The sequence below is a fragment of the Cellvibrio sp. genome (assembly GCF_053579595.1).
In genome coordinates this window covers 1-10,481 of sequence record NZ_JBRFPI010000137.1, presented here as the reverse complement: position 1 = coordinate 10,481, position 10,481 = coordinate 1, and the positions used below count along the sequence as shown (strand labels likewise).

The window sequence follows — 10,481 nt, the reverse complement described above, 5'->3', positions numbered from 1 at the left end:
ATAAATAGCATCGTTGTACATTTGTTGTTCCTTTGTTGTCCCTTGCCGGATGGCGATAAATAGCAATTTAATGCAGATGTTTATGATAATTATTCGTATTTGAGGAGATTATAGGTAAGAAAATCGATATGCGAGAGATTTAGGCGACACAGGATTATTAGTGGCACTTAAAATTTCGGAGTTCGTGAAGGTTTTTTATCGATTTAAGTTGAAGGAGTAGGGCGGGTGCTGTGTGGGCTGTACAAGATTCGCGTGAAAATCTTGATACCACTCGTTTAAAGACCTCGTAAATAAACATGCGTATTGGTGCATGGTGTTGGTCTTTTCGCTGCCATCTACATATTTGTGAATCCAGTTAATTGGTTGCTGTGTCTAAGCAGGGTGTTTCACAGAAGTACACTCCAATCCTTTTCAACCTGAGGCATAACTATGGAAAAGTTGTTGTTAATCGTCACTCTGCTATTTGCTACCAATATGTCATTTGCAAGTGATACCCAATCTGCGCCGGAAGGAAGTTCTCCGTCTTCACAAACCGAGCTCTACAATGAAATTCTCAGAATGGACACGCTTTTTTTCGATGCGTTTAACCGGCGCGATTTGAAAACTACATCGAGTTTATTTGCTAAAGACCTTGAGTTTTATCACGATAAAGGCGGCTTTTCCGATTACCAGAAAAATCTGGAAAATTCCAAATCCATGTTTGCTAATAATAAAACCCTGCAGCGTGAATTGATTCGTGAGAGCTTGCAGGTTTATCCCATTAAAGATTACGGGGCATTACAAATCGGGGAGCATAGGTTTTGCAGCCTTAACAATGGCAAGCAGGATTGCGCGATTTTCAAATTTACGCATATATGGCGGAAAGTAGGTGACGGTTGGCAGCTGGCACGGGTGATAAGTTATGATCATTAAATATTGATTCTATTTATTGTTTTCGTGGGCACGGAGGGGAAAGGATGGTTCAGGTATATAAATCAAAAATCGATACATGGTTGGGTGTTGTTCTGGCTGCGGCGATTATGTTATGCACCGTTCCGTTTTTATTGTCGCTCATATCGGGAAATAGTGACGAGCTGTTGCCCAAGTTGCAGTGCTGTGAAACGTGCTGTTATTTTCATCTGTGCATCTTTAATTTTGCATAAACCTATTTTAAAAAGGTGTTCTCATGAAAGCGAATGTGCCTGCGTCAGCAGATAAGGCAAATCAATCGAATATTGGCGAGACGCAGTTGAGACCATTATTGGATTCCTCTTTTGAGAATGCACGTTCGGATGCAGCGGTTCAGCTGAAGTTGCAGTCAGTTATGAATGCAAGTCCACGTGTGAAACAAATGCAGGCAGCAAAAACCGTAATGGACAATAGTGCGCGGGCGAATGTATACCAAAAGGCTGTAGCTATGATGGCTTCCAAGTCTACGCAACATGTAGGGCCCAAAGAGCAACAACCTTATCCGAAAAATCCTGCACAACTTAATGCTGATCAGGCCTCTGTGCCTAACCGCACTGGCTTGCCAGATAACTTAAAAAGCGGAATCGAAAACCTTTCAGGCATGAGCATGGATCACGTTAAGGTGCATTACAACTCATCGCAACCAGCTCAATTAAATGCCCATGCTTTTGCACAGGGTAGTGATATCCATGTGGCCCCAGGTCAGGAACAACATTTGCCGCATGAGGCATGGCATGTCGTCCAGCAGGCGCAGGGTAGGGTAAAACCTACTATGCAAATGAAAGAGGGTGTGCAGGTTAATGATGATGAGGGTTTGGAGCATGAGGCAGACGTTATGGGTGCTAAAGCAATCTCAATGCATGCACAAACCTTGCAGGCAAAATCTATCGACACCGCGTCGCATGCGAATAGTGTGGTGCAACATTATTTCACCGCGAAAGGTGATAAAGCGAAAAAAGTTCGCCAATGGGTGAGTGCAACTAAAAAACAATTGGAGGCAGAAGGGGAAGATTTACTGCTGAAGTTTTTTACTGACCATGCGAAATCTAATGTTGAAGTTGAATGGGATAACGTTCGCGAAACCTACGCCGAAACCAAATTAAAATTAAGGCTAAAGCTGGACGATGAAACAGATGCACCGCTTACGCTGATGGATGAACAATACCCAACCGAAAAATTAGCTGGTGCTAAATCGGCAGACGGATATAACAGATTGGCGGCTTGGGATATAGCAGATAGGGGCGTGCTGGATCCTGCTACCCATACCGAATTAGCACACGTATCAAAAAAAGGCGATTGGATGACGAAACGTGTAGATACAACCTACGGCTCCAGTAAAGGTGAGCTTGGGCAGGGGTTTTATACGGTCACAGGTCATGAGGACGGTGCGGCCGAAGGTATTCGAAATGAGTTCGGAGAGAAAGGTAAAGAACCTCGTGACGAATTGAAATTTCGTATTGCCAATGTGGAGCTGATCGAAATGGTTAACGGAGACGAGCAGCTGGGCGCTTTTTTAATTTATATATTGCAGCATTCTTCAGGGTATCCCAGAGGGGTAGATAAAGATGCTTCAATCAGCGCGATAAATAAAATGGGGAAGGTTCTGATTTTTCCTGATCATACGACCAAGGTGGATATAGATGAGGAAGGAACGAAGTATAGTTACGAAACTTTCAGGGAAGCTAATGGTGCACCTGGCACCCATGCGTTAATTATTGGGCCACAAGCGCGTGAAAGTTTGAAAGGTATTCGGCAAATTTGTGCCCGTGGTTATCTGGGAGACAAAATCATTAATGAAGCCCCTCGCTCTGAAAAACGGTTAGGGCCCAGGCCAGGTTAGATTTTTAGCAAAAGGTGTTTACGGCGCATGATTTTATCTGTGATGGTTCAATATTGGTTGTGACTGTAGTATAAATTGGTCACTTTTTGTTAATATTGGCACTTGCCGGTAAACTAGCGCCTATGAATACACCCAATGAAATTCTTGCCCCCGCACGCGGCCCGGCAGACCACGATGTTCGTAACCAAATCGTTGCTGCCGCTACCGAGCACTTCAGTCTCTATGGCTATGGAAAGACCACTGTGTCTGACCTTGCTAAAGCTATTGGCTTTTCCAAGGCCTACATCTACAAGTTCTTCGAGTCTAAACAAGCGATTGGGGAAATGATTTGCTCCAATTGTTTGCATGATATTGAAACAGAAATTCGCGCTGCGGTTAACGAAGCTGAACACCCACCAGAAAAGCTGCGAAAATTGTTCAAATCCACCGTAACTGCGAGTCTTCGCCTGTTTTCTGATGATCGCAAGCTTTACGAAATTGCTGCCTCTGCCGCTACGGAACAATGGCAGGCGACCCGCGATTACGAGATCCGTATTAAAGCGCTGCTGCAGGATATTGTGTTAGAGGGGCGCCAGTCGGGGGAATTTGAGCGCAAAACACCTATTGATGAAACCGTAATGGCCATCTATCTGGTGCTTCGCCCTTACCTCAATCCCTTGTTACTGCAGCACCATTTTGATCATACCGATGTGGCTCCGGCGCTCCTTTCCAGCCTGGTGTTAAGAAGTCTATCGCCTTAAACATCGTCACCATTTTGGTTGTGACTATTGACTAAATTGGTCACAAGAATAAGAATGAAAGCCTCTTCATTTCATCAAGGGGCTTTTCATGCGTCGGCTTATTGTTTTATCCGCTGTTCTTCTCGCTTCTCTGTGCCTGCTGGCGGGTTGCGGCGAGAAACCGCCATCTGATCCCCGCATTGATACACCGCTTGTCCGTGTGATTAACGTGCAAGAAGCCGGTTCTGCTTCGCGTTCATTTTCCGGTGTGGTGGCCGCACGAGTACAAAGTGACCTGGGCTTTCGTGTGTCAGGAAAAGTGCTGGAGCGTTTGGTGGATACAGGCCAAACCGTTAAAAAAGGCCAACCTCTGCTGCGTATCGATCCTGTTGATCTGAAGCTCACCGCCGCGGCGCAACAAGAGGCGGTAGTAGCGGCGAGAGCGCTGGCAAAGCAGGCCGTCGAGGATGAAATCCGCTCCCGAACCTTGCGTGATCTGGGCGCAATTTCGGCCTCGGCCTATGACCAGGCTAAAGCAACGGCCGATACGGCTAACGCCAATCTGAGTGCAGCCATCGCCCAAGCCAGGGTATCCCTCAATGCGACCGAATACGCCGAGCTAGTTGCTGACGCCGACGGGCTGGTGATGGAGACTCTGGCCGAGCCTGGCCAAGTGGTCAGTGCGGGTCAAATCGTGGTTCGCCTGGCACATGCCGGGCCGCGCGAAGCTATCGTTCAATTGCCGGAAACCCTGAGGCCTGCCATAGGGTCCAGTGGGCAAGCCACATTGTTTGGCAAAGAAAATATTGCAATTCCTTCCAGGCTACGTCAATTGTCAGACACCACCGATCGGGTGACGCGCACCTTTGAAGCGCGTTATGTGTTGGAAGGCGATATGGCAAAAGCCCCGTTGGGCACTACAGTGACTATCAAGATTGCAGATGAGCAGTTATCAGCGAGCAAGAGCGCGCAGGTGCCAATTGGAGCCCTGTTTGATGCAGGCAAGGGTCCTGGAGTCTGGGTGATTAATGACAACAAAGTCAGCTCGCGCCCGCTCCCGATCCAACACCCCAATGATGAAAATGCGGTTATTAACAGCAACCTGCAACACCATGATCGAATCGTCGCACTCGGCGCGCATTTGCTACGCGATGGCATGCAGGTTCGTGTCGCCAATTCAGTAGCGCATGTGGCTGAAGGAGCGTCGCTATGAGCGAAAGCCGTTTTAATTTTTCGGCGTTAGCCGTGCGCGATCGATCAATCACTTTATTTCTTATCCTGCTGATTTCACTCGCCGGACTCATTTCGTTTTTCAAATTGGGCAGGGCGGAAGATCCTGCATTCACCATTAAGGTAATGACGATTATTACCGCGTGGCCAGGCGCAACCGCGCAAGAAATGCAGGATCAGGTTGCCGAGAAAATCGAAAAACGCATGCAAGAATTGCGTTGGTATGATCGCACCGAAACTTACACCAAACCGGGTTTGGCATTCACGGTGTTAACCCTGCTCGACAGCACCCCGCCGGCCGAGGTACAGGAGCAGTTTTATCAAGCGCGCAAAAAAGTCAGCGATGAAGCGATCAACCTGCCGCCCGGTGTTATTGGCCCAATGGTTAACGATGAGTATGCCGATGTGACCTTTGCGTTGTACGCTCTCAAAGCCAAAGGCGAACCGCAGCGGTTACTGGTGCGCGATGCAGAAATGTTGCGCCAACGATTGTTGCATGTGCCCGGCGTGAAAAAAGTGAACGTCGTCGGGGAACAGCCGGAGCGAATTTATGTCGAGTTTTCACAGGAGCGGCTGGCCACGCTTGGTGTGAGTCCGCAAGCGATTTTTGCAGCGCTCAATAACCAGAATTTGCTCACGCCGGCAGGTTCTATCGAAACAAACGGGCCGCAGGTTTTTATTCGCGTGGATGGTGCGTTTAGCGAGCTGCAAAAAATTCGTGATACGCCCATCGTGATACAAAACCGCACCTTGAAGCTGTCAGATATCGCCGAGGTGAAGCGCGGTTATGAAGATCCCGCTACATTTTTGGTGCGCAATGGTGGTGAGCCTGCGTTGTTGCTCGGCATTATTATGAAGGAAGGCTGGAATGGACTCGACCTTGGAAAAGCCTTGGAAGAAAAGGTGAAAGCGATGAATGCCGAGATGCCCTTAGGCATGAGCTTGACCAGCGTCACCAATCAGGCGGTTAACATCAGCGCATCGGTTGATGAATTTATGATGAAATTTTTCGCCGCCTTACTAGTGGTAATGCTGGTGAGTTTTTTGAGCATGGGTTGGCGTGCAGGAATTGTTGTGGCTGCCGCTGTTCCGCTAACGCTGGCGCTGGTATTTATCGTGATGGCGATGACTGGAAAAAATTTCGATCGCATAACACTTGGCTCGCTTATTCTCGCGCTGGGTTTATTGGTTGATGACGCCATCATCGCCACCGAAATGATGGTGGTAAAAATCGAAGAAGGTTTGAGCCGCGTTGCGGCCGCCGCTTATGCTTGGAGCCACACCGCTGCGCCCATGTTGTCGGGCACCTTGGTGACAGCGGTTGGTTTTATGCCCAACGGTTTTGCGCGCTCATCCGCAGGTGAATACACCAGCAATATGTTCTGGATTGTTGGCATAGCGCTGATTGCATCCTGGATTGTGGCGGTGATTTTTACGCCCTACCTCGGTGTGAAATTATTATCCGGTATTAAAAAAATCGAGGGCGGTCATGATGCACTTTACAATACGCCGCGCTATCACCAGATGCGTCAACTGCTCGCGCGCATCATTGCGCGCAAAGGTCAGATTGCTTTAGGTGTAATCGGATTATTTGTGGTCGCCGTGTTGGGAATGGGTATTGTCAAAAAGCAATTTTTCCCTGTCTCTGATCGGCCTGAAGTCTTGGTAGAAGTGCAAATGCCATACGGCACTGCCATCACCCAAACCAGTGCGGCAGCTGCAGAAGTAGAAGCCTGGTTGGCCAAGCAAAAAGAAGCGCACATTGTGACCGCCTACATCGGTCAGGGGGCGCCGCGTTTTTATTTTTCAATGGGACCAGAGCTGCCTGATGCATCATTTGCAAAAATTGTTGTCCGTACCAATAGCGAACATGAACGCGAAGCATTAAAACTCCGTTTGCGTAAAGCCGTTACTGATGGCCTGGCTCCGCAAGCGCGCGTTCGCGTTACGCAGTTAGTGTTTGGGCCTTACTCGCCATTCCCGGTCGCGTATCGTGTTAGTGGGCCTGACCCTGAAAAATTGCGTGTGATTGCCGCCGATGTACAGCGTGTGATGAACGAAAGCCCAATGATGCGCACGGTAAATAGCGATTGGGGTTCGCGCACCCCGACGCAGCATTTCGTATTAAATCAGGATCGCTTGCAGGCAATGGGTTTGACTTCAACGGATGTTGCGCAACAACTGCAATTTCTGTTGACGGGTGTACCTGTGACAGTAGTGCGCGAAGATATTCGCACGGTGCAAGTGATTGCGCGTTCTGCTGGCGATACGCGGCTCGATCCCAGTCGCATTGCGGACTTCACTTTGGCGGGCGCAAATGGCCAGCGCATTCCATTATCGCAATTGGGCGAATTTGAGGTGCGCGCTGAAGAGCCCATTATTCGTCGTCGCGACCGCGTGCCGACAATTACTGTGCGCGGCGATATCGACGAAGCATTACAACCGCCCGATGTGTCGGCTGTTATCACCAAACAATTGCAACCAATCATCGAAAAATTGCCGGAAGGCTATCGAATTGTAGAGGCCGGTTCGATTGAAGAATCAGGTAAGGCATCAACGGCGATGCTGCCGCTGTTTCCCATCATGATTGCCATTACCTTGCTGATTATTATTTTCCAAGTGCGCTCAATCTCCGCAATGATCATGGTGTTTTTGACCAGCCCGCTCGGGTTGATTGGAGTGGTGCCCACCTTAATTATTTTTCAACAGCCGTTCGGTATTAATGCGTTGGTGGGTTTGATTGCTTTGTCAGGAATTTTAATGCGCAACACGCTGATTTTGATCGGGCAAATTGAACATAACAAACAAGCAGGTTTAGATCCGTTCAGCGCTGTTGTGGAAGCAACTGTACAGCGCGCGCGCCCTGTTATTTTGACTGCGCTGGCTGCCATTTTTGCTTTCATCCCGCTAACACAGTCAGTGTTTTGGGGCGCGCTTGCTTACACACTGATAGGCGGCACGCTTGCAGGCACTGTGCTTACGCTGATGTTCCTGCCAGCTATGTACGCAATCTGGTTCAAGATCAAACCAGATGATGGAATTTTATCGTCTTAATTTCTGCAATAAGTCATTACCAACCTATTTGCTGGATTGGCAAATCATGGCGAGTGAAGGCTGCACCCTACAAATGTTTTATTCGGCAAAGGTCTGCCAATGATGGTGAGAGTTTTGCCTGTGGGCTAATGAGTTTCAAAGTGGGATTGTTGGTAAACGGTGCATTGGCATTGATCGAGTTTGATGGCGCACGAAATGGCGACGTTGCGAGTGAGCAATAAAGCTAACCGGACGATCAATGTGCCGCGTCTTGTAAGATATATCTCACACGAAATATGTCCTTCGCCCACTGGTCGCTTGACCCAACAATTACTTAAACTCTCTAGCCATTAGAGGTTGAACTTGCTTGTATGTTTGGACAAACGTCAGCGAAAGATAATTCTCTGGGAGGAGATATGGGATTCTTAGTGGTAGTGATAATGTTATTGGTGCTCTGGCAACTAGCTTCTGCTGCTTCTGACAAGTAAAGCGTTATTCCCTCTCATACCAATTAAAGGCGGCCAAAAAAAGCCGCTTTTAATTTTTCTACATCCGCATCTGATGTTTCAATTGCAAATCAATCCTGTCAATCACATGCGCAATAGAATTAATCGCCTTCGGCGGTAGTTTTATCCTGTCCCGAACGTCATCAAACAATACCTCCAGTAAACATGTCTGGCACGGCAACTGATAAACCCCATAGGCATCTATCGCTGCAAAAACGTTGCTTTAAAACTGGAGTTTATGTGGCACACGAGAGTGGTGAAATAATATCTGGCCACCAGATGTTAGTTGTCTACTGCATGCGGATTGTTGTTCAACCACAAACCTATGATTTGACGATTCAGCTCGAGGTCTTGAATTGCAAGACGGTAGTAATTTGTTAGTCGTTGTTTCCCAAAAAGATGGCGGCAACGATTTGGAGTATTATCAGCCCGCGCTCAATAATTCTTGGCCAAATCTTGAGAGAGGTTTTTTTGTGGTTTTTGCGGCTCATACTTTGCTTTCAGTAAGTTCGAGGCGAATAGTGGGGATGGTTGGTGTGCCTAAAAAAAATCGCGGCAAAACGCCGCGACTGACCTATTGCAGATACTAATAAAGAGGGTGATTTACTATTCATCCATATCAAAACATACAGATGTTTAGTCATTTGCGACTTTTAATTAGAGAAACGTGAACCGGAGTGACATTTTTATTGTGATTATTACGCTGAATGACACGCCGTTTTTGTACTGACCGAAGTAACCATTGACGTTTTAGCTGCTCAGCGTCTTAGCTGAATATTGGGTTCCATGTCCAGATTGCCGTCATCATCCAATAATGCATAAAGTCCCGAGGCGGGATTCTCAATCATGACAACCGGAATACCAAAGAGTGGGCGCCGGATAAACCAAATGTGCCAGCCGAAAAACGCCAAGCTTTCAATCGATTCCCGTTGTTTTTTAGTGAGCGCGCGTTCCATATCGATGGCATCGGCATTCTGCCGATTCCTGATCACTATTCGCCGAAACTCGGGGGGTGGAAGCGGCTCTCTCGCAAGCTGCGATACTCGCTCCGCCAAACTTGGCCTGTCTTCATCTTCATCTTCATCTTCGTCTCGCTTAACGCTGGTATGGTCGATGGTACTCATGCTTATCTCCGCAATCTATTTTTGATAACTATTTCTCACATAAATCGATACCCTCATCACAAATTCTCATTCTTATTTTGAAAAATGTAAATTATCTCGACACATAAAATCCAGCGAAAAACATATAAATAGTGTTTTTGTCGTTGAATTCATTGTTTTGGTTTTTTTTGTGTAGCTTTATGTGCCAGCAAGGAGGGCCGGAGAGGGCAGGAGTGACAAATTAACCCGGGCAGGCGTGTCGCCCACCCTGAGTTGTCGCAATGTTTTTTATCGCCAAGGTACAGCGCGCGGCATCAAGTTGTATGACGGTATTGATGTGGTAATCGTTGCCGCCCAGGAAGATGGTGATGACGATCGTGAGTCTTAAACATCCATTTAATAGATCTTTGAGCCAGTTTTTGGGGGGAGTTTTTTTGCGATTTTTGCGGCTCATACCGTACCTCCGATGTGTTCGAGGCGGGTGGATGTGGTTACTTTTGGGTTGCCAAAGATTTGGTTGATTCTTAAAAAACCGGTTTGTTGGAAGTTGTTCATAGTTATCTATTCCATTGTTGTTAATCACAAGGAAAAGATTAAAAGTTTTTTCTGTGTTCGCGTTGGCTAGCCAATGGCCAGCCAGAAAATCCTCAAATTTGTTTATTTATTTCGTCAATGCCGGCAGTGATAACTTTATTTAAGTTACTAAGTCCCTTGTGCTTCTCTTTAAAATCTCCGCCTAACACGCTATTTGCTTTCGACTGTACGAGGTCGGCTATAGCTTGTGAATTTAATTGTCCTTCATGTTTTTTATAGCTTTCATTTTGTTCTGCAATTAATACGGCCATTAATCCAACTGCTTCCAAAAAACTATTATTAGAAATGCCTTTGAAAATTTTAGTTTGTTTTTCTTGACACTGGTCACTAGAGTTCTTGAAGTTTTCCTCAAATTCCGTTAGCTCGTCTATTTTTACAAAAATGTCTTCAATTGATGGGTAAAAATCGCCTCCGAAGAAGCTACTCGTTCTGGGAATGGGCATAACAACTTCGTATATATTGCCGTTTTTGTCTTTGACTAAAGTGCTATCAATAGTTGAATTATTTG

8 protein-coding genes are annotated in these 10,481 nt (G+C 46.9%); 6 read left to right on the top strand and 2 right to left on the bottom strand.

All coding sequences use genetic code 11. The features are described from left to right. Window positions 1–429 precede the first annotated feature (429 nt). From ACWA6V_RS10285 to ACWA6V_RS10265, 5 genes are all read left to right on the top strand, one after another. The gene (locus tag ACWA6V_RS10285) at window positions 430–912 is read left to right on the top strand and encodes a nuclear transport factor 2 family protein (RefSeq protein WP_449522405.1); all 483 of its coding nucleotides are present in this window, start codon (window positions 430–432) and stop codon (window positions 910–912) included. A gap of 253 nt (window positions 913–1,165) precedes the next feature. Further along, complete coding sequence (locus ACWA6V_RS10280) at window positions 1,166–2,788, top strand: eCIS core domain-containing protein (RefSeq protein WP_449522404.1); 1,623 nt, start codon at window positions 1,166–1,168, stop codon at window positions 2,786–2,788. Window positions 2,789–2,910: 122 nt separating this feature from the next. Next, window positions 2,911–3,528 (top strand): TetR/AcrR family transcriptional regulator, encoded by a 618-nt coding sequence (locus ACWA6V_RS10275; RefSeq protein WP_449522403.1) that lies wholly within the window; start codon window positions 2,911–2,913, stop codon window positions 3,526–3,528. Between the two features lie 88 nt (window positions 3,529–3,616). Further along, window positions 3,617–4,720, top strand: a complete 1,104-nt coding sequence (locus tag ACWA6V_RS10270) for an efflux RND transporter periplasmic adaptor subunit (protein WP_449522402.1) — start codon at window positions 3,617–3,619, stop codon at window positions 4,718–4,720. Beyond that, complete coding sequence (locus ACWA6V_RS10265; RefSeq protein WP_449522401.1) at window positions 4,717–7,791, top strand: efflux RND transporter permease subunit; 3,075 nt, start codon at window positions 4,717–4,719, stop codon at window positions 7,789–7,791. The genes ACWA6V_RS10270 and ACWA6V_RS10265 overlap by 4 nt, the downstream gene beginning before the upstream one ends. A gap of 1,243 nt (window positions 7,792–9,034) precedes the next feature. Here ACWA6V_RS10265 and ACWA6V_RS10260 read toward each other — a convergent pair. Then, window positions 9,035–9,400: a hypothetical protein gene (locus tag ACWA6V_RS10260; RefSeq protein WP_449522400.1), complete on the bottom strand. Its 366-nt coding sequence runs from the start codon at window positions 9,398–9,400 to the stop codon at window positions 9,035–9,037. A 235-nt stretch (window positions 9,401–9,635) separates the two neighbouring features. Between ACWA6V_RS10260 and ACWA6V_RS10255 the strand changes: the two genes are divergently transcribed. Beyond that, the gene (locus ACWA6V_RS10255) at window positions 9,636–9,767 is read left to right on the top strand and encodes a hypothetical protein (RefSeq protein ID WP_449522399.1); all 132 of its coding nucleotides are present in this window, start codon (window positions 9,636–9,638) and stop codon (window positions 9,765–9,767) included. A gap of 259 nt (window positions 9,768–10,026) precedes the next feature. Here ACWA6V_RS10255 and ACWA6V_RS10250 read toward each other — a convergent pair. Further along, the coding region (locus ACWA6V_RS10250) for a hypothetical protein (RefSeq protein WP_449522398.1) at window positions 10,027–10,481 on the bottom strand (455 nt) is incomplete at its 5' end.

Bases quoted from the DNA above. Each gene is read 5' to 3' on its own strand.
- ACWA6V_RS10285 (WP_449522405.1), top strand. From the start codon at position 430: ATGGAAAAGTTGTTGTTAATCGTCACTCTGCTATTTGCTACCAATATG.
- ACWA6V_RS10260 (WP_449522400.1), bottom strand. From the start codon at position 9,400: ATGAGTACCATCGACCATACCAGCGTTAAGCGAGACGAAGATGAAGAT.
- ACWA6V_RS10270 (WP_449522402.1), top strand. From the start codon at position 3,617: ATGCGTCGGCTTATTGTTTTATCCGCTGTTCTTCTCGCTTCTCTGTGC.
- ACWA6V_RS10275 (WP_449522403.1), top strand. From the start codon at position 2,911: ATGAATACACCCAATGAAATTCTTGCCCCCGCACGCGGCCCGGCAGAC.
- ACWA6V_RS10280 (WP_449522404.1), top strand. From the start codon at position 1,166: ATGAAAGCGAATGTGCCTGCGTCAGCAGATAAGGCAAATCAATCGAAT.
- ACWA6V_RS10265 (WP_449522401.1), top strand. From the start codon at position 4,717: ATGAGCGAAAGCCGTTTTAATTTTTCGGCGTTAGCCGTGCGCGATCGA.